This window comes from Agromyces aerolatus, assembly GCF_031432255.1.
GTDB lineage: Bacteria > Actinomycetota > Actinomycetes > Actinomycetales > Microbacteriaceae > Agromyces.
The window spans coordinates 415,787-434,044 of the sequence record NZ_JAVKGQ010000001.1 but is presented as its reverse complement, the minus strand read 5'-3'; the positions used below and the strand labels follow the sequence as shown (position 1 = coordinate 434,044).

The 18,258-nt window shown below is 72.8% G+C and carries 16 protein-coding genes; 7 read left to right on the top strand and 9 right to left on the bottom strand.

Going from position 1 to position 18,258, the window contains the following annotated elements:
* Window positions 1–92: 92 nt before the first annotated feature.
* Complete coding sequence (locus RH864_RS02020; RefSeq protein WP_310515823.1) at window positions 93–368, bottom strand: glutaredoxin family protein; 276 nt, start codon at window positions 366–368, stop codon at window positions 93–95.
* 68 nt (window positions 369–436) lie between these two features.
* Between RH864_RS02020 and RH864_RS02015 the strand changes: the two genes are divergently transcribed.
* Entirely contained in the window at window positions 437–871 is a 435-nt protein-coding gene (locus RH864_RS02015) for a YdeI/OmpD-associated family protein (protein WP_310515822.1), read from the top strand.
* Between the two features lie 12 nt (window positions 872–883).
* Here the strand turns inward: RH864_RS02015 and RH864_RS02010 are convergent, their stop codons facing one another.
* The gene (locus RH864_RS02010; protein ID WP_310515821.1) at window positions 884–4,444 is read right to left on the bottom strand and encodes a TM0106 family RecB-like putative nuclease; all 3,561 of its coding nucleotides are present in this window, start codon (window positions 4,442–4,444) and stop codon (window positions 884–886) included.
* A gap of 180 nt (window positions 4,445–4,624) precedes the next feature.
* The gene (locus RH864_RS02005; RefSeq protein ID WP_310515820.1) at window positions 4,625–5,635 is read right to left on the bottom strand and encodes a zinc-binding alcohol dehydrogenase family protein; all 1,011 of its coding nucleotides are present in this window, start codon (window positions 5,633–5,635) and stop codon (window positions 4,625–4,627) included.
* A gap of 70 nt (window positions 5,636–5,705) precedes the next feature.
* On the opposite strand from RH864_RS02005, the gene RH864_RS02000 reads away from it, so the two are divergent.
* A complete protein-coding gene (locus RH864_RS02000) occupies window positions 5,706–6,149 on the top strand; it encodes an MmcQ/YjbR family DNA-binding protein (protein WP_310515819.1) in 444 nt (147 codons plus the stop codon).
* 248 nt (window positions 6,150–6,397) lie between these two features.
* Here the strand turns inward: RH864_RS02000 and RH864_RS01995 are convergent, their stop codons facing one another.
* Window positions 6,398–7,192 (bottom strand): TetR/AcrR family transcriptional regulator, encoded by a 795-nt coding sequence (locus tag RH864_RS01995; RefSeq protein WP_310515818.1) that lies wholly within the window; start codon window positions 7,190–7,192, stop codon window positions 6,398–6,400.
* Between the two features lie 101 nt (window positions 7,193–7,293).
* Here RH864_RS01995 and RH864_RS01990 point away from each other — a divergent pair, with 101 nt between their 5' ends.
* From RH864_RS01990 to RH864_RS01980, 3 genes are all read left to right on the top strand, one after another.
* The gene (locus tag RH864_RS01990) at window positions 7,294–8,331 is read left to right on the top strand and encodes an agmatine deiminase family protein (RefSeq protein WP_310515817.1); all 1,038 of its coding nucleotides are present in this window, start codon (window positions 7,294–7,296) and stop codon (window positions 8,329–8,331) included.
* On the top strand, window positions 8,328–10,193 hold the full coding sequence (locus tag RH864_RS01985; protein WP_310515816.1) for an amidase: 1,866 nt from the start codon (window positions 8,328–8,330) through the stop codon (window positions 10,191–10,193). The genes RH864_RS01990 and RH864_RS01985 overlap by 4 nt, the downstream gene beginning before the upstream one ends.
* Window positions 10,194–10,376: 183 nt before the next feature.
* Window positions 10,377–11,132, top strand: a complete 756-nt coding sequence (locus tag RH864_RS01980; RefSeq protein WP_310515815.1) for an SDR family NAD(P)-dependent oxidoreductase — start codon at window positions 10,377–10,379, stop codon at window positions 11,130–11,132.
* A gap of 117 nt (window positions 11,133–11,249) precedes the next feature.
* Here RH864_RS01980 and RH864_RS01975 read toward each other — a convergent pair whose 3' ends face one another.
* Window positions 11,250–12,944 (bottom strand): molybdopterin-dependent oxidoreductase, encoded by a 1,695-nt coding sequence (locus RH864_RS01975; RefSeq protein WP_310515814.1) that lies wholly within the window; start codon window positions 12,942–12,944, stop codon window positions 11,250–11,252.
* A 134-nt stretch (window positions 12,945–13,078) separates the two neighbouring features.
* Between RH864_RS01975 and RH864_RS01970 the strand changes: the two genes are divergently transcribed.
* Window positions 13,079–14,023: an NADP-dependent oxidoreductase gene (locus RH864_RS01970; RefSeq protein ID WP_310515813.1), complete on the top strand. Its 945-nt coding sequence runs from the start codon at window positions 13,079–13,081 to the stop codon at window positions 14,021–14,023.
* A 45-nt stretch (window positions 14,024–14,068) separates the two neighbouring features.
* On the opposite strand, the gene RH864_RS01965 is transcribed toward RH864_RS01970, so the two are convergent.
* Genes RH864_RS01965 through RH864_RS01955 form a run of 3 tightly spaced genes read right to left on the bottom strand, consistent with a single transcriptional unit; the run spans window position 14,069 to window position 16,849 of the window.
* A complete protein-coding gene (locus RH864_RS01965) occupies window positions 14,069–14,773 on the bottom strand; it encodes an alpha/beta hydrolase family protein (protein WP_310515812.1) in 705 nt (234 codons plus the stop codon).
* Between the two features lie 28 nt (window positions 14,774–14,801).
* The gene (locus tag RH864_RS01960; protein ID WP_310515811.1) at window positions 14,802–15,740 is read right to left on the bottom strand and encodes a tryptophan-rich sensory protein; all 939 of its coding nucleotides are present in this window, start codon (window positions 15,738–15,740) and stop codon (window positions 14,802–14,804) included.
* Complete coding sequence (locus RH864_RS01955; protein ID WP_310515810.1) at window positions 15,737–16,849, bottom strand: carboxylate-amine ligase; 1,113 nt, start codon at window positions 16,847–16,849, stop codon at window positions 15,737–15,739. Before RH864_RS01955 ends, RH864_RS01960 begins: the two co-directional genes overlap by 4 nt.
* Before the next feature lie 157 nt (window positions 16,850–17,006).
* On the opposite strand from RH864_RS01955, the gene RH864_RS01950 reads away from it, so the two are divergent.
* The gene (locus RH864_RS01950) at window positions 17,007–17,270 is read left to right on the top strand and encodes a hypothetical protein (protein ID WP_310515809.1); all 264 of its coding nucleotides are present in this window, start codon (window positions 17,007–17,009) and stop codon (window positions 17,268–17,270) included.
* A gap of 3 nt (window positions 17,271–17,273) precedes the next feature.
* On the opposite strand, the gene RH864_RS01945 is transcribed toward RH864_RS01950, so the two are convergent.
* A complete protein-coding gene (locus RH864_RS01945) occupies window positions 17,274–18,182 on the bottom strand; it encodes a LysR family transcriptional regulator (RefSeq protein ID WP_310515808.1) in 909 nt (302 codons plus the stop codon).
* Window positions 18,183–18,258 lie beyond the last annotated feature (76 nt).

Sequence of the window (18,258 nt, the reverse complement as noted above, 5' to 3'; positions counted from 1 at the left end):
GCGCGGCGATCGGGCAGGCTGGGTCAGCCGAGGCGAGCGGATGCTTCGCGGCTGCGCCGTGCCCAGCGGGCCGCGCGGCCGGGGGGCTGCGCTTACGCGGCGGCTTCGGCGTCGAGCTTCTCGGCGAGCTCGGCGTCGGTCGGCTCGGTGAAGTGGGTGCCGTCGGGGAAGACCACGACGGGGATCTGGGTGCGGCCCGAGATGGCCTTGGCCCGGTCGGCGCCGTCGGCGACGACCTCGAGGTCGACGTAGTCGTAGTCGACGCCTCGCCGGTCGAGCAGGGCCTTCGAGCGGCGGCAGTCGCTGCACCACTCGGCGCCGTACATCGTGATGCGGGCAGGGTTCAGGTCGGAGGCAGCTGAGTTCATGCCACTAAACTACGCGCAAACCCTGCGCGGTATTCCCAGGCTGTGCGCCCGGTGGCAGACTCACGAACATGCGCTTCGAAACGGAACTCTTCCTCGACGGCAACAACACCGGCATCGAAGTGCCTCCCGAGTTGGTCGAGGCGCTCGGCGCTGGGAAGCGGCCGCCCGTGGTGGTGAACGTCAACGGCTTCGAGTACCGCAGCACCGTGGCACCGATGGGCGGCCGGTTCCTCATCCCGTTCAGCGCTGACAAGCGTGCGGCGACCGGACTCGCGGGGGGCGACGCCATCGTGGTCGACCTCGAGCTCGACACTCAGCCGCGTACGGTCGAGCTGCCGGACGACTTGGCCGCCGCACTCGACGCCGCCGGCGCGCGTGAAGGGTTCGGACGGCTGGCGCCGAGCGCACAGAAAGCCCACGCCACCTCGATCGACGGAGCACAGGCGGAGGACACGCGCCGACGCCGGGTCGAGAAGGCGGTCGAGGCCGCGCTCGCGCGCTGAGCGGCGCCCGGCTCAGACCGTCGCGGCGGCCGGCGCGGGCGACTCCGCGCCGACGAGGCGGATGAAGGCGCTCAGCTGCGCGACGCCGTCGGGACGGTACGGCAGCGCATCGAGGAGCCCTGGGCTGTAGAGCAGGTACGCCGCCCACTTAGCGCGTGACACTGCGACGTTGAGGCGGTTCTTGAGGAGCAGGAACTCGATGCCGCGAGGGGCCGCCGCGGCGGAGGACGCCGCGAGTGAGACGATCGCGACGGCGGCTTCTTGGCCCTGGAACTTGTCGACCGTGCCGACCGGCACCTCGGGGTAACCGGCCCGGTCGAGCGCCTCGCGAACAGTGGTGAGCTGGGCGTTGTACGGCGTCACCACGATGAGGTCGCGCTGTTCGAGCGGCCGTGCGGGGCAGCGCTCGAGGCCGGCCGGGGTCTCTTCGGCCTCGGACCAGTCGCGCCCGAGCAGCGAGCCGACGAGCTCGACGACGACGGCCGCCTCCTCGGGTGAGGCGGTCGCGTTGCCCTCGTGCTCGACCGCGATCGCGTGCAGACCCGGTTCGATGCCGTCGAGGTCGCGTGCCGCGGCGATGGGGTGCGAGCGGAGCTCGCCCTCGTACGCCAGCCGCGACACGGGTGCCGCAACGGCCTCGTGCATACGGCGGCTCTCGGCGAGGAAGACGCCGTACTCGGGCGGCAGCACCTCGTGGCCGTCGGCGACCCAGCCGAGCGCGGAGGTGTCGACCGGCTCGGGATGCAGCGCCTCGCTCACCTGGGGCAACTGCTGCGGGTCGCCCAGCAGCAGCAGGTTCCGGGCGGACACCGACACCGCGATCGTCGAGGCCAGCGAGAACTGCCCGGCCTCGTCGATGACGAGCAGGTCGAGCGAGCCGCGCGGCACGCGCTTGACGTTGCAGAAGTCCCACGCGGTGCCGCCGACGACGTAGCCCTCGCCGCGCTCGGCCATGAACCGGGCGAGGTCGTCTTTCTTCGCGAATGCGGTGAACGCGCGCGACCCGGCCTCACCCGGGTCTTTGACGGCCTTGCCGACCAGCTCGGGGTCGAGCCCTGCGGCGACCACGGCCTCGAGCACGTGTTCGACGACGGCGTGCGACTGCGCGACGACGCCGATACGCCACCCGTGGTCGGCGACGAGCCGGGCGATCACGTGCGAGGCGACGTACGTCTTGCCGGTGCCGGGCGGGCCCTGCACCGCGAGGTAGGAGTGCTCGAGCCGCTGCACCGCGCCGAGCACGCGCTCGACGTAGTCGTGCGGGTCGGCCGGCCCCTCGATCGACGAGCGCACCTCGAGCCGCGGCGGGACGCGCCGGAGCACATCCATCGCGGGGTTCGCCGGAAGCGCCGGGAACGTCGGCGGGATCGGCGCGGCCCACTCGGCGATCGCGACGCGCAGCGCATCGGTCGACGGCGGCCGCCCGGGCCCGACGGCCATCGGGAGCTCCGACCAGGTCTCTCCGGCGGCGCCGCGCTCTTGGACGATGAGGCCTTCGTCGGTCACCTCGACGACGGTCGCATCGACCGCGCGGCGCTGCCCCGGTCGCATCGTGAACGCCGGCACCGGTGTGTCGGGCTCGTAGAACAGGAACACGCCGGAGCCGACGCTGAACCGCGAGCCCGGTGCGATGCGCCCGGTGAGCAGCACCTCGCGGCGGGCGTTGTTCCACTGCGGCTCTTCGTGCCACGGCGTGACGATGCCAGAGCGTGCCGGGTCGACGATGAGCACGTCGCGGTGGTCCTCCCACGAGTCCACCGGCTGGTCGGTGCGCAGGAAGTGGCTCCACCAGAAGCTCTTGGCCTCACGATCGTGGTAGTCGATCGCGGCGGCCGAGAGGGCGAGGGCGGCCTGGTCGGGGTCACGTCCATCGCCTGGCGCCGCCGGCCCCGCGAGCTCGCGCAGCTGAAGTGCGAGCGGCGTGGGCTCGTAGACCTTGGTCGCCGCGCGTTCGCGCAGGAAGGCCGCCGGCACGGGCTCCACGCCCGCCCGGCGCGCGATGCCGAGAAGCCAGTCGCGCAGTCGGCGGGTCGACACGCAGTCGTACCGGTTGTAGTCGGCGAGGTCGTCGAAGACGCGCTGCGCCTCGATCGCCTCGTCGTGGCCGCCGGAGTCGGCGAGCTGCCGCGCGCGGACGTACTCGGTGATCGAGTCGGCACCCGACTTCACGTCGGCCTCGCGCAACTCGTCGCCCATGTAGAGCGGCTCGAGCTTCTTGATCGAATACGAACGGCTGCCCACCCGCACCCCGCGCTTGACGATCGGGTACAGGTCGACGAGCACGCCGTCGGCGAAGAGCTGGTCGACGTCGGCCTCGCCGACGCCGTGGCGCGCGGCGATCGACGCGAGATGCGTGCGCTCGTAGCTTGCGTAGTGGTAGATGTGCAGGTCGGGGTGGGTCTGCCGCCGCAGCTTCACGAGGTCGAGGAAGCGCAGCAGCGCCTCACGCTCCTCGGCGAACGAGTGTGCCCACAGCGCGGTGTACTGCTCGCGGTCGTCGACCATGCCCCAGAGGTAGTCGAGGTTCCAGCTCGTGGCGTCTCCCTCGGTGTAGAGCGGATCGCCCTCGAAGTCGAAGAACAGATCACCCGGGTTCGGGGCGGGGATCGCCGCGAGCGACTCGGCGTCGCGCACCTCGACCGGCGGCGGGAGCGGCGGTTCGCCCTCGGGCCGGAGCCCCGCTGCGGCGGCCTCGAGCTCGCGCGCCTCGGCCACGAGCTGCAGGCGCGCTTGCGCGCGCAGGTTCTCGAGCGTGGAGTCGATGAGGTGAGGCACGGGCCCCTCGGAGTCGGCGAGGGCGTCGATCGTCGTGATGCCCGCCTCGGCGAGCGCCTCGCGCTGCGTCACCCTGAGGCTGCCGACGAGGAGCACGTCGCGGTTCGCCTGTACCTCGAGCTCGCAGGTCGGGCAGCGGCCGTCGTGTGCGTACCGCGGATCGCCCCAGGCGACCGGGCCGGTGTCGGCGACGCGTTCGTCGACGAGCTGCCTGAGCCGCGCGACGCGCTGCCGGTACACGGGCGTGATGTCGTCGAGCCGGTGCTCGCTCGACGTGCCGTCGCCGAGCAGGAGCTCGACCGTGTCGTCGACCGCGATGCCGAGACGGCCGAGTTGCTCGGCGTACGCCGCCAGCTGCAGCAGCGCCGTGACCCGCGCATGCCGCGCGAGCTTGGAGTCTTGCACGCGATAGCGGCCGTCGGGTCGCCGCACGATGAAGTCGGCGAAGCCGATGAACCCGTCGGTCGCGAACGTCGCCTGGTACACCACGGGCGTGCCCGCGAGCAGCGCCTCGAGGGTGCGCGCCACGGCCGACGCCACCGCATCGGCGTCGCGCACGTTCGGCTGCTCGATCTCGACCACGCCGTCGCCGAACTGCTCGCGGTACCGCGCCAGCACCCGCAGCTCGTGCTCGGTGCCGAGCGCGCCGGCCCGCTCGAGCATCGCATCGTTCAGCGGCTCGAACCGCGTGTCGCGCCCGAGCTTCACGTCGAGCTCGCGCAGGAAGGCGAACTCGCAGTCGGAGGCCTTCTTCAGGTCGCTCGCGCTCGTGACGACGGAACCATCGAGGAGGAACATCGGGCCCCTTTCGTCTCGGCGCCGACCGGGCTGATCGACGAGTCCACGCTAGCCGCAGCCGCCGACACGGCCCGCGCACGCTCCACAGGCACAGGCACACGCCCGAGACATCCGCCCGCCCCGCGCCTCATCCCGAGACATCCGCCCGGCCCGCGCCTCACCCTCACCCCGAGGCATCCGCTATCGCGTCAGCACCACCTTGCCGATGCTCGCTCCCGACGCGACGATGCGGTGCGCCTCGCGCACCGAGGCCGCGTCGATGCCGACGATCTCGCGTGTGAGCGTGCTGGTCAGCGTGCCGGTCTCGAACAGGCCCGCCGCCTCGTCGAGCAGCTCGTGCTGTGCGACCATGTCGGGCGTCTCGAACGTCCCCCGCGTGAACATCGACTCCCAGTGCCACGCGATGCTCTTCCCTTTCAGCACCCGGAGGTCGAGGTCGGGGTGGTCGTCGATCGCGACGATCTCGCCGAACGGGCGCAGCACCTCGGCGAACAGCGGCACGCGCCCGGCCGTGCTCGGCGTGAACACCCGGTCCACGCCGCCCGGCGCGAGCTCGCGCACGGCTGCGGCGAGGTCCCCGTGGTGGTCGACGACGTGCTGGGCGCCCATACGCCGCACCCACTCCTGCGACTCGGGCCGCGACGCGGTGCCGATGACCGTGATGCCCGTGCGCGCCCGGGCGAGCTGCGTGAGGATCGAGCCGACCCCGCCGGCCGCCGCGACCGCGAGCAGCGTCCCGTCGCTCGACCCGTCCAGCGCGAACCGGTCGAACAGCGACTCCCACGCGGTGATCGTCGTGAGCGGCATCGCCGCGGCCTCGGCCATCGAGAGGTTCGCGGGCTTCCGCCCCACGAGCCGTTCGTCGACCGCGTGGAACTCGGCGTTCGTGCCCTGCCGCGTGTTCACGCCCGCGTAGTACACCTCGTCGCCCGCGGCGAACAGCGCCACCTCGGAGCCGACGGCGACGACGGTTCCCGCTGCGTCGTAGCCGAGCACGAGCTGCGGGTCGTCGGCGGCGCGGCGGGCGCGCATCTTGAGGTCGACGGGGTTCACGGAGACCGCGGCGACCGCCACGAGCACGTCACGCGGGCGGAGCTCGGGCAGTGGCAGCTCGACGTCGACGAGCGCACGCTCGTCGTCGAGGGGGACGGATCCGGTCGCGGCGACCGCGGTCATGGTGGAGGGCAGCATGTGTCTATCATCGCGAACGTCGACGCGTGGAACGTTGTCGGTGCCGATCGCCGGGCGTACCCTGACCGCCATGGAAGCGGGAACCGGCACGAACGCGACGGGCGGGGGCGCAGGCGCCGTCGGCATCGACTGGGACGAGGTGCGTCGTCTCGCGCTGTCGTTCCCCGACACGACCGAGCATGTCAGCTGGGGCGCCGCGCACTGGCGCGTGCACGGCAAGGGCTTCGTGTGGGAGCGGCCGCTGCGCCGCAAAGACCTCGAGGAGCTCGGCCTCGCTGAGCAGGACTTCCCGGTGCTGGGCGCGCGCGTCGACGATGAGGCGGTGAAGTTCGCGCTCGTCGAGGCCGACCCCGACGTGTTCTTCACGACGTCGCACTTCGACGGCTGGTCCGCGATCCTGGTGCGCCTCGACCGCATCTCGCGGCGCCGGCTCGGCGAGGTCACGGCCGACGCGTTCCTGTCGGTCGCCCCGCGCAAGCTGGCCGACGAGTGGCTGCGTCACAACTCCGACTGACGGTCGCGCCGCTTCGCGTCGCGCCGCGGGACGCGTCGCGTGGGGCGGGCGGATGCCTCGTGGTGAGCGGATGCTCCGAATCGCACGCTCGCTCGAGTTCAGCGGCCGTCCGTGCGGCGCTGCCTCGCGGCGACGAGCCCGAGTGCGAGCGGCACGACGAGACCGGCGAGGCAGAGGACGGCGAGCAGCGGCTCCATGTGGACGATTGTCCCCGAATCGATCGTCGGGCTCAATCGACCGTCAGCGGTTCACCGCCCATTGCCAGCCGTGCCGGCCAGCGCGCCGCGCTCGAGCCCGAGCATGCCCTCGAGCGCATGCGTGAGCAGCACGCTGCGGCCCTCGCCCCAGCGCACGAGCGCCTGCGCGTTGAGCCCGTCGATCATGCCGAGCAGCTGCCAGGCGACCGCGGCGGGATCGTCGACGTCGAACTCGCGAGCGTGCGCGCCGTCCTCGATGAGCTGCTGCAACACGTGCTGCCACGCGTCCATCTGTTCGCGCACGGCCGCCGCGAGCGTCTCGTTCCGCTGGCCGAGCGCCCAGGCCTCGACCCAGACGAGCGTGACGTCGTCGCTGCTGCCGTCGAGGAGCGTGTGCACCAGCCGGCCGAGCCGCGCGGTCGCGCTGCCGTGGTCGCTCCGATCCGCGCCGAGATCCTCGGTGCGGGCTGAAGCGACGGCGGCGCTCGCCGCGGCGCGGTTCGACGCAGAACGTTCCGGTCCGGCGGGCCCGTGCCCGGTCCCGTGGGCGTGGGCAATCCCCGCGTGCAGCTCGGCGATCTCGCGCAGCTCGGCCGACACGATCGTGCGGAACGTCTCGGCGACGAGCTCGTCCATGTTCGGCCGGTAGTGCGCGACGAGCGCGGGCGTCACCCCGGCCCGTGCGGCGACGCCGCGCAGCGTGACCGCTGCGAGCCCGTCGTCGAGCGCGAGCGCGCGTGCGGCCTCGGCGATCTCGGCGCGACGCTCCGCGGGCGCCTTCCGTGAGGCACGCCCGCGCGGGCTCGTCCGCTCGGGTGGGCTCTCGTGGTCCTCGGCGCTTGACATGGTTCGACCAGTCTAGGTACTTTCGGGGCAGTTATTGATCGGCCGATCAATACGAGCACACGTGGCGCCGAGGCATCCGCGCCCCGATCTCGAGGAGCCCCATGGCCTGGCGCATGCCCGCAGAGACCGCCGAGCATGAGCGCACCTGGATGGCGTTCCCGCGGCAGAACGAGACGCTCGGCGACGACGCGGCCTCGGCCGAGCTGGCGTACGAGACGTGGGCGTCGGTGGCGCACGCCGTGGCCGAGTTCGAACCCGTCACCATGGTCGTCGACCCCAGCGAGCGCGACCGTGCGCGCCGCATGCTCGGCAGCCACATCGTCCAGTTCGAGGCGCCACTCGACGACTTCTGGATGCGCGACTTCGGCCCGACGTTCGTCGTCGACGACGAACGCCCCGGCGTGCTGGGCGCGGTCGACTGGGTGTTCAACGGCTGGGGTGCGCCGCGTTGGGCGACGTGGGGCCACGACCGCGAGATCGCGCGATTCGTCGCCGCCGAGCTCGGCGCCGAGCTCGTGAGCTCGATGCTCGTGAACGAGGGCGGCGCGATCCACGTCGACGGGGCGGGCACCGTGCTCGCGACGCGCACCGTGCAGCTCGACCCGGGCCGGAATCCGTACGCGGACACGACCCGCATCGAGGCCGAGTTCGCACGCACGCTCGGCACCGCGCACACCGTGTGGCTGCCGCGCGGGCTCACCCGCGACTACGAGGACTTCGGGACGCGCGGCCATGTGGACATGGTCGCCACGATCCCGGCACCGGGTCGCCTGCTGCTGCACACGCAGCGCGACGCGGCGCACCCCGACTTCGAGGTCACGCGCGAGCTGCGTGCGTTCCTCGAGACCCAGACGGATGCCTCGGGCCGGTCGTTCGAGATCATCGAGCTGCCCGCACCGGCGACGCTTCGCGACGACGAGGGGTTCGTCGACTGGAGCTACGTCAACCATCTCGTGGTCAACGGCGGGGTCATCGCATGCGGGTACGGCGAGCCCGGTGCCGATGCGCACGCCGCGTCGGTGCTCGCGGAGGCGTATCCCGGGCGGCGCGTCGTGACCGTCGACGCACGGCCGATCCTCGCGCGCGGCGGAGGCATCCACTGCATCACCCAGCAGCAGCCGGCGGTGGCGGGGCGATGAGCGACGCGTCGGGTCTCGATACGGGTGCTCCTTCGTCGCGCCCTACTCGACCAGCGGATCGTTCGTCGCGCGCGACTGGACCAGCGGATCGTTGGTCGAGTAGCGAGCGCCGGCGAGCGTATCGAGACCGCCGATTCGACGTCGTCGAGGCATCCATCGCCGACCTGCGCGCCGCCCTCGAGACGGGCGAGACGACCGCGGTCGAGCTCGTCGAGGCCTACCTCGCGCGCATCGACGCGTACGACGCGCCGGGCACGGCGACCGCCCTGAACGCCGTCGTCGTGCGCAACCCCGACGCGCTCGCGGAGGCGCGGGCGTCGGACGAGCGGCGCGCGCGCGGCGAGACGCTCGGCCCGCTCGACGGCATCCCCTACACCGCCAAGGACAGCTACCTCGTGCGCGGCCTCACGGCGGCCGCCGGCAGTCCGGCGTTCGAGCACCTCGTGGCGCAGCGCGACGCCTTCACGATCGAACGCCTGCGCGTCGCAGGCGCGATCTGCCTCGGGCTCACGAACATGCCGCCCATGGCGAACGGCGGCATGCAGCGCGGACTGTACGGGCGGGCCGAGAGCCCCTACAACCGCGAGTACCTGACGGCCGCGTTCGGGTCGGGCTCGTCGAACGGGTCGGGCACGGCGACCGCGGCGTCGTTCGCGGCGTTCGGGCTCGGTGAGGAGACCTGGTCGTCGGGCCGCGCGCCGGCGTCGAACAACGCGCTGTGCGCCTACACGCCGTCGCGCGGGGTGATCTCGGTGCGGGGAAACTGGCCGCTGGTGCCGACCATGGACGTGGTCGTGCCGCACACCCGCACCATGGCCGACCTGTTCGAGGTGCTCGACGTGATCGTCGCGGACGATCCCGAGTCGCGCGGGGACTTCTGGCGGGTCCAGCCGTGGATCGAGCTGCCGGCGGCTTCGACGGTTCGTCCCACGTCGTACCGGGCGATGGCGGTGACGGAGGCCTCATCGGTACGCGCCGCCCTCGCCGGCGTGCGGCTCGGGGTGCCGCGCATGTACGTGAACGCCGACCCCGAGGCCGGCACGAGCGCGCCCGGCGGCACGGTCGGCATCGGCGGCCCGACCGGGCAGCGCATCGAGACGCGAGCGTCCGTGATCGACCTCTGGGAGGCCGCGCGCCGCGACCTCGAGGCGGCCGGGGCCGAGGTCGTGCTCGTCGGCTTCCCGGCGGTGTCGAACTACGAGGGCGACCGGCCGGGCGCGCCCACGATCGCCACGCGCGGCCTCGTGAGCCCCGAGTACCTGCGCCGCGAGATCGTCGACCTGTCGGCGTGGGCGTGGGACGACTTCCTGGGCGCGAACGGCGACCCCGCGCTCGATTCCCTCGTGGACGTCGACGGGGCCTCGATCTTCCCGCACCCCGAAGGCGCCCTGCCCGACCGCTCCACGGGCTTCGACGACGACATCGCGGACTACCCGCGCCACGTGCGCGAGCACCCCGTGGCATCCGTCGCCGACATTCCCGAGCTGGAAGCCGGACTCCGCGGCCTCGAGGAGACGCGCCGCGTCGACCTCGAGCAGTGGATGGACGGGCTGGGGCTCGACGCCGTGGTCTTCCCCGCCGTGGCCGACGTCGCTCCCGCGGACATGGATGTGCACGAGGCATCCGCCGATCTCGGCTGGCGCAACGGCGTGTGGGTGGCCAACGGCAATCTGGTGCCGCGCCACCTCGGCATCCCGACCGTGACCGTGCCGATGGGCACCATGGCCGACACCGGCATGCCCGTCGGGCTCACGTTCGCGGGCCGCGCCTACGACGACACGGCGCTGCTCAGGCTCGCCGCGGCGTTCGAGGCGACCGGCGTCCGCCGCACCGAGCCGCCGCGCACGCCCCGCCTCGCCTGACCACGCTGTTCGCGCCAGTTCGTGCGCACCCGCGCCACCTCTGCTGGCGCAGGCCCGCACGACATGGCGCAGAGCCGACCGGCGCAACCCCGTGCGGCACCCGCGGGCCGCGCCTACCCTGTCGGTGGACGGGTCGGCCGTGAAGCGTTCGCGGTGCCGCGCCCGCCCGGGAAGGACTCCACCATGGCCACGTATGACGTGCAGGGACGTTCCGCGATCGTCACGGGAGCGGGCAGCGGCATCGGCCGCTCGGTCGCGCTGCTCCTCGCGGCGAACGGCGCCGCCGTCGTCGTCAACGACCTGAACGCCGAGCACGCGGAGCGCGTGGTCGGCGAGATCCGCGAGGCGGGCGGCACGGCCGAGGCCTCGGTGGGCGACGTGACGGATGCCTCGTGGGTCGCGACGTCCGTCGAGCACGCGAACGCGCTCGCGCCGCTGAGGATCGCCGTGAACAATGCGGGCATCGGCGGGCCGGCCGCCGCGGTCGGCGACTACCCCGACGACGGCTGGCGCAAGGTCATCGACATCAACCTGACCAGCGTGTTCGAGAACATGAAGGCGCAACTTCCGGCGATCGTCGCGAACGGCGGCGGATCGGTCGTGAACATCGCGTCGATCCTGGGGAGCGTGGGTTTCGCGAGCTCGTCGGCGTACGTCGCCGCGAAGCACGGCGTGGTCGGGCTGACCAAGAACGCCGCGCTCGAGTACGCGGCTCAGGGTGTGCGCGTGAACTCGGTCGGGCCGGGCTTCATCAAGACGCCGCTGATCGACGCGAACCTCGATACGGATGCGCAGCAGTTCCTGGTCGGCAAGCATCCGATCGGCCGCCTGGGCGAGCCCGACGAGGTCGCCGCGCTGACGGTGTTCCTCGCGAGCGACGCGGCGAGCTTCATCACGGGCAGCTATCACCTCGTCGACGGCGGCTACACCGCGCAGTAGCCGCCGCGGGAGCCGGGTCGGTCCGAAATGTCGGAGGCCTCGGACGACACGCCGTGCGACCGAGCCGGTGTGCGGCGTGTCGTGGGGCGGGCCCGACATTCCGGACGCGACGTGGCCTCAGCCGACCGTGACCCGGCGCTCGTGCAAACCGGTCGCGCCGTCGGGGACGACCGGGCGCTCCTCGGCGGTCTGGACCTCGCCGTCGGCGCCGGTCGCGCGCACGCGTAGCGTGTGGTCGCCGCGCGTGGCGTCCCAGTCGTAGCGCCACTGCACCCACGTGTCGGCCGAGATCGGCCGGCCGAGCTCGGCCTCGTGCCACGGCCCGTCGTCGACCTGCACCTCGACGGCCGAGACGCCCGTGTGCGGCTGCCACGCGACGCCCGCGACGACGACCGGTCCCGCCGTGAGCGGCTGCCCCTGGCGGGGCACGTCGATGCGGCTGGACAGCTTGATCGGCCCGCGTTCGCTCCAGCCGCGATCGGTCCAATAGGCGGATGCCTCATCGAATCGCGTGACCTCGAACTCCGTGACCCACTTGGTCGCCGACACGTAGCCGTACAGCCCCGGGACGACCATGCGCACGGGGAAACCGTGCTCGAGGGGGAGCGGCTCGCCGTTCATGCCGACCGCGAGGATCGCGTTCCGGTCGTCGGTCAGGGCCTCGATCGGGGTGCCCGCGGTGAAGCCGTCGATGCTGCGGCTCAGCACCATGTCGGCGTCGGCGTGCGGGCGGGCCTGTGCGAGGAGCTCCCGGATCGGATGCCCCAGCCAGACGGCCGTGCCGATGAGGTCGCCGCCGACCTCGTTGGAGACGCAGGTCAGGGTCGTGATGCTCTCGGCCATGGGCAGTGCGAGGAGCTCGTCCCAGCTGAGCGTGATCTCGCGGTCGACGAGGCCGTGGATGCGCAGACTCCAGTCGGCCGGGTCGATCTCGGGCACGCGCAGAGCGGTGTCGATGCGGTAGAAGTCGGCGTTCGCGGTGACCAGCGGCGTGAGCCCGTCGACCGGCAGCTCGGCGCCCGGCGGCACCGCGGCCGACACCGTCGCGGCGGGCAGCCGAACGGCCTCGCGCACCGCCTGCACGGCCCGCCGCCCGGTCTGCGCGACCGAGCCGATGACCGCCGCGAGCACGCCGACGGCGGCTGCGCCGCCCGCGCACACGAGGAACCCGCGTCGTGCGACCCCGCTGCCGTCCGAGGCATCCGCCGGCTCATCGCGCCCGTCGGCCGGTATGTCGGCCGGGCTGCTCGCGCGCTGCGCGACTTCGGCCGGCCCCGCGCCCGCGTGGGTGGCGCGGAGCGGCCGACCCGGCGCAGAGCCGGGCGCGGCGGAGGAGGCCGCCGCAGCGGGCACCGCGAGCTTGCGCGCCAGCACCATGACCGCGGTCGCGCCGGCGAGGCCGGCCGCGGCCGAGGGCACGACGGCCAGCAGGCCGGCGTCGGCGCGCGAGGCCGCGGCGACCGCGCCGAGCACCCCGAGCGAAGCGAACACCACGCGACCCCATGGCGGCCATCGCACCTCGAGCAGTCCGGCGCCTGCGGCGACGAGCGCGAGCACGACGCCGATGCCGACGAGCAGGGCGACCTTGTCGGCGGTGCCGAAGAGCGCGATCGCGGCGTCCTTCGCCCACGGCGGGGCGAAATCGACGAGCGCGCCGCCGACGACCACGAACGGCCCGGACTCGGCGGCGACCAGCGCGGCCGCGAGCTCGCCGACGCCGGCCGCGAACACCGCCGAGGCGAGCCCGGCGAGCGCCGCGAGCAGCAGCGGCCGGGTGCGTCCTCCGTTCGCTGCGCCGCCCCGAGCCGTCATGCGCTCAGGCTAACCCCGGGGCATCCGCTCGGGCCCGGACCGCCGGTCCACAGGCAGGTCATCCCCAGGGACGTCCGACGCATCCGCTCTAGGGTTGAAGGGACATCCCCGATCACCACTGACGAAGGAGTGCCATGCCCCACGCGATCGAGTACGACCGGTTCGGCGGACCCGAGGTGCTGGAGTTCAGGGAGATCCCGTATGCGACGCCCGCCGAGGGCGAGGTCGTCGTCGAGGTGAAGGCCGCGGGCGTGAACCCGATCGACTGGAAGCTGCGTTCGGGTGCTCGCGCGAGCAGCGCCGTCACGACGCCGCAGCGGGTTGGCTCCGACGCGGCCGGCGTGATCTCGGCCGTCGGCGCGGCGGTCGAGGGCTGGTCGGCCGGTGACGAGGTCATCGTGTCGAGCGCGAAGGGCGGGTACGCGACCGAGATCGCCGTGCCGGCGTCGAAGCTCGCGCGAAAGCCCGAAGCGCTCAGCTTCGAGCAGGCGGCCGCGATCCCGATCCCGGTCGGCACCGCCTATCAGGTGCTGCGCTCCCTCGGCGTGGGCGAAGGTGACACGCTGCTGCTGCACGGCGGCTCGGGTGCGGTGGGACAGGCCGCGATCCAGCTCGCCCGGCGGTTCGGGGCCACCGTGATCGCGACCGCGAGCGAACGCAACCACGACCACCTGCGTGAGCTCGGCGCGATCCCGGTGGCGTACGGCGACGGTCTCGCCGACCGGGTGCGCGAGGCGGCGCCGCAGGGCGTCACGGTGGCCCTCGACGCGGTCGGGACCGACGAGGCGATCGCGGTCTCGAAGGAGCTCGTCGCCGACCACGACCGGGTCGGGACGATCGTGCAGGGCGCGAAGGCCGCCGAGCTCGGCATCCGGGCATGGTCGGGCGGAAACCCCGTCCCGCTCACCGAGCAGGAGCGGGCGTGGCGTGCCGAGGCGGTGCCGTTCGTCGCCGAGCTCGCCGCGAGCGGCGAGTTCCTGCTCGAGGTCGCGCACCGCTATCCGCTCACCGAGGCCGCAGAGGCGCACCGCCAGAGCCAGACCGGTCACGTGCGGGGCAAGATCGTCCTCATTCCCTGAGCATGGGTGCGCATGCCGTGCGCGCGGGCGAGGCATCCGTTGCGCTCACCCGTGGCTGCGCACGAAGGCCGCGACGCGTGGGGCGAGGCCCGCACCGACCTCGGCCTGCGGCCGCTTGGCGCCCTTCACCTCGAACGAGTGTCCGGCGTTCTCGATCCACTCGAGCTCGGCGTTGGCGCCGATGCGCTGCACGACCTCGGCCAACTGCAGGTTCGGCGAGGCGAACGGATCGTTCGTGCCCTGGAGGAACAGCATGGGCACGGTGATGCCGTACAGGTGCTCGTCGCGGAGCTTCGACGGATTGCCCGGCGGGTGCAGGGGATAGCCGAGGAAGATCAGGCCGGCGGCCTCGAGGCCCTCGGCGACCGCCATCGACGCCATGCGCCCGCCGAACGACTTGCCCGAGGCCCAGATCGGCTCCCCGGCGCTGCCCGCGGCGTCGGCGAGCTCGTGCGCCGTCGCGACCGCGGCTCGCCACGCGGCGACGGCGACGGGCGGCCGGTCGGGGAACTTCCGGCCCGCCTCGCGGTACGGGAAGTTGAAGCGCAGCGTCGCGAGCCCTTCGGCGTGCAGCGCGCGGGTGAGGCCCGACATGAACGGATGCTCCATGCCCGCGCCTGCGCCGTGCGCGACGATGACCGTGGCCGTCGCGCCCTCCGGGCGTGCCGCGACGGCGGAGACGGCGGTGCCGTCGACGTCGATCGAGAGGCTGGTCTCCGTGGGATGGGTCTCGATGCTGGGCTCGGTCATCGTCGCATTCTGTTCGGCGGAGCGGACGTCAGTGCTGTGCGGGGTGCTGGGGCGCCGGGCGACCGGATGACGGGTGCTCGGGTGCCGGGTGCTCGGGTGCCGGGTGGTGGGGATGCGGGACCGGGCCGAGCCGGCGGTTGCGGCCCGTCAGCAGCCGGGCCGTCAGGGTCGCGGCGACGATCAGCACGATGCCGATGATCGCGGCCACGCCGGTCGCGACCGACTGCGGTTCACCCGCGAGACGTCCGACGGCGACCCACGCGAGCCCCCAGGATGCCGCGATCATCGGTGCGAGGCCGCCGCGGCTGACCACGCCGAGGATCGCGATCGCGATGGCTGCGACCTCGATGACGAGGATGGACCACATCTCGGGCGGCAGGCCCCAGCCGTCGAACCCGCTCGAGACGAGCGCCGCCGCCACGTTCGCGGCCGTCGCGATCGAGACCCAGCCGAGGTACAACCCGATGGTGCCGTCGGTGACGAGCGCGTCGGTCAGCGCGTGCGGTGGCCGACGGATGCAGGTCGCGTACAGCCAGCACAGCACGACGAGCAGGACGGCGATGACGGCGACGCTCAGCCAGAGCAGACCGGCCTGCACCGACAGGATCCAGGCCGCGTTCAGGAGCATCGACGCCGCGATCGGATAGCCGAGCACTCGATGTCGCTGAGCGGCCCGGACCGACGGGAAGAACTGCCACACGGCGTAGGCGAGCAGCCCGAGGTAGATCAGGGTCCAGATGGCGAAGGCCGGGCCGGCCGGCGCGATGAGCGTGGCGTCGGCGGCCAGCGCACCGCCTGCGGCCTCGGCGATCGGCGTGCCGCCCGCGGCGCCCGACCCGACGAACGCGCCCACGACCGCGAGCACGGCGCTCACGGCGACGACGACGTGCCGCACCGTGTCGGCGGTCGTCGAGGCGGGCGGCGCGGGGGCGACGGTGCCGGCGCTGCCGACGGTGCCGGCGTTCACGCCGCCCACTCGGTGGTGTCGGTGACGATCGTCGTCTCGAACAGCTTGCCGAGGCCCTCACTGCCGCCGCGGAGGAACGCATCGCGCTGTCGCGCGGCTCCCGTGCCGAGCTGCGTCAGCCGCGCCACGAGGTCGGCGACCGCGCGCAGGTCGCCCGTCGCTTCGAGCTGCGGGCCGACCAGGTCGAACAACCGGTCGATGACGCTGCGGGCGTCGGCGAGGCCGCGTTCGACCGGGTCGTACACCTGCGCCCGCAGGCCGGCGTGCGCGGAGTGCAGGATCGCGGCGGAGAGCAGCTCAGGGGCGATGTCGGTCTCCTCGACGGCACGGCCTTCGGTCTCGATCGCGTTGCGCACGAGCGCCCGGCACAACGCCGCGACGAGGAGCGTGTCGTCGGCCGAGAGTTGAGCGTCGGCCATGCGGAACTCGATGGTCGGCAGGTGCTCGGAGAGCCTGAGGTTCCAGGCGATCAGCGCGAGGTCGTTCATGCCCCCGATGCCGAGCAGGCACCTGATGCGGCGGTCGTAGTCGCGCGCGTCGAGGAATCGGGGCGGAGAGCCCGCCGTGGGCCACCGCCGCAGCTGGACCGTGCGCCAGCTCTCGTACCCGGTGTCGTAGCCGCGCCAGAACGGCGAGTTGCCGGTCATCGCGGTGAGGAGGGGGAGCCACGGGCGCACGGTGTTGAGCGCGATCACACCGGACTCGCGGTCGGGGATGCCGACGTGGACGTGCAGCCCGCTCATCTGGTGGTCGGCGATGAGGCCGGCCATGTCGCGCACGATGCGCTGGTAGCGCTCGTGGTGCGTGATCGACGGGAACGGGAGGGAGTCGGGAGGCGTTCCGATGCTCGCCCCGAGCACGCCGAGCCGGGCCGCCTCGTCGGCGACGACCCGCCGGAAGCCGTTCAGTGCGGGGAGCGCCTCCTTGAGCGTCGTGAACACGGGCGATGCGTACTCGATCTGCGAGGCGAGGAACTCGCGGTGCGTCACGGGCGCCCACTCGGGGTCCTCCGAGAGGCGCGTGTAGAAGCCCTCGGCCACGTCGGCCGGTCTGAGTGTCGCACGGTCGAGGAAGATGAACTCCTCTTCCACGCCGAACGTCGCGTGCATCGGATCCCCTCCATCGCCGGGCGCGGCCTGCACCGCCCCTCACAGCAGCCTGTGCGGCCCCGGCGGGGGTGTCAAGCCCTGGCGCACGCGCGGTGCGTGTGTCAAGGCGGGCGTGAGTCGGCCCTGAAGCCCGCGCCGCGCGGGGCCAATCCGGCCGATGTCGGAGGTCCGGCGTACCGTGATCGCCATGGCCGAGCAGATGCAGCTGAACCGAGACATGGCGAACCATTCCGTGCTCGAAGACCCGTGCCCCCGGTGCGGGTCGGCGACGATCCGCGCGATCGTCTACGGCCCGCTCGACTTCGAGGTCGAGGTCGCGGGCGCGGCCGATGCCCTCGACGTGTTCGACGAGGCGCCCATCTTCGACTGCCGCGACTGCGGCTTCGAGTGGGGCCTCGCGGTCCGCGACCTGCTCACCTGAGCGTCAGGTCGCGGACACCAACTGGGACATGACGCGCTGCAGGCCGCCGGCGACCAGGCGGACGGAGGCCCGCCGCAGGTTCTCGGGGCGCATCAGGAGGTCGATGCTGCGGGCGGCGCCGACGCCCGCGATCGGGCGCAGTACGACGTCCTCCGCTCGGGCCCGGACCGACGTGTATCTGGGCAGGATGCCGATCGCGTCGCCGGCGGCGACGATGGCCGCGACCACGCCGTAGTCGTTGACGCGGTGGGCGACGTGCGCCGGCCGGTTGGCGACCGCGGCGATCGCGACGAGCACGTCGTCAGGCGAGTACCCGCTGCGGCTCGTGACCCAGCGCTCGCCGATGACGTCGGCCGGCGCGATCTCGGCGTGTGCGGCGAGCGGATGGGTCGCGGGCAACGCGACGTCGAGGGGCTCCCGCGCGAGGGTCAACACCTGGAGGCCGGATGCTGGCCATGTCGGCCCGTACTCCATGCGGTGCGCGAGCACGAGGTCGTATCGGGCCGTGAGGGCCGGGAACTCGCTCTGCGCGACGTCCTCGTCGGTGAACCGCACGTCGAGGCCGCTGCCGTCGAGCTCGGCGATGAGCGGACCGAACAACGCCTGGCCCGCGCTGTGGAAACCGCTGACCTGCACCGCCCCGGTCGTGGACTGCTCGAACTCGTCGACCGCGCCGTGCGCGGCGGCCATCGCCTCGATCACCTTCGCGCCGGCGTCGGCGAGCACGAGCCCCGCCTCGGTGAGCACGACCGTGCGGCCCTGCCGCCGGGTGAGCGGGGCGGCGAAGCCGCGCTGCACGGTGGCGAGCTGCTGCGAAACCGCGGACGCGGAGATACCGAGCGAGTCCGCGACGGCGGTGATGCTGCCGAGCGTCGCGAGCTCGCGGAGCATCCGGAACTGGTGCAACTCCACACAGCCCAGCCTACGATGAAGGCCATACTAAAGCGTCGGTGAAGACACATCCACTTCCTCTTCGGCGTCCCGCCGG